Source organism: Alcanivorax sp. HI0044, from assembly GCF_001634945.1.
This window is the reverse complement of record NZ_LWEZ01000387.1, coordinates 1-868: the sequence shown is the minus strand read 5'-3', so window position 1 is coordinate 868 and position 868 is coordinate 1. Positions and strand designations below refer to the sequence as shown.

Genomic DNA, 868 nt, shown 5'->3' with positions numbered 1-868 from the left:
TGCCGGAAATGGCTGAGGCCATCAGCCAGGAGATGGGGGCCCCCATCTCCCTGGCCAGCAAGGTGCAGGCCCCCATGGGCCTTGCCCATTTGAAAACCGCGCTGGGCATCGCCCGGGAGTTCCCGTTTGAAGAAACCGCGGGCCAATCACTGATCCGCCGGGAAGCTGCCGGTGTCTGCGCCCTGATCACGCCCTGGAACTGGCCCATGAACCAGGTCATGTGCAAAGTCGCCCCCGCCATGGCCGCCGGTTGCACCATGGTGCTCAAGCCCAGTGAATTTGCCCCTCTGTCCGCCAACCTGCTGACCCGGATTATCGACGAAGCCGGCGTACCCGCCGGGGTCTTCAATATGGTGTATGGCGATGGCGCAGCCGTAGGGCCCTTGCTGTCCAGCGACCCACGCATTGATGTGGTGTCTCTCACCGGCTCCACCCGCGCCGGGGAATCGGTGAGCCGGGAAGCGGCCAGCACCATTAAGCGCGTGTCGCTGGAACTGGGAGGCAAGTCCGCCAATATCCTGCTGCCAGGCTGCGATCTGGAGCAGGCTGTTACCCACGGGGTGCGCTCCATGATGACCAACACCGGACAGAGCTGTAATGCTCCGTCACGGATGCTGGTGCCGGCGGATCAACTGGCCGAGGCCGAACAGATCGCTACCCAGGTTTGCGACAGCGTGGTGGTCGGAGACCCCACTGATAACGCTACTGTCATGGGCCCCATCGCCAATGGCCGCCAATACCAGCGCGTGCAGGCCATGATTGAGAAAGGCCAGCAAGAAGGCGCCAAACTGGTTGCCGGCGGAACCGGCAAACCCGACGGAATCACCAAAGGTTACTTCGCTCGCCCCACGGTATTCAGTGAAGTGAA

The 868-nt window shown here is 62.8% G+C and carries 1 protein-coding gene; it reads left to right on the top strand.

The window, feature by feature from the left end; translation table 11 throughout:
* The coding region (locus A3730_RS04695) for an aldehyde dehydrogenase family protein (RefSeq protein ID WP_156500912.1) at window positions 1-868 on the top strand (868 nt) is incomplete at both ends.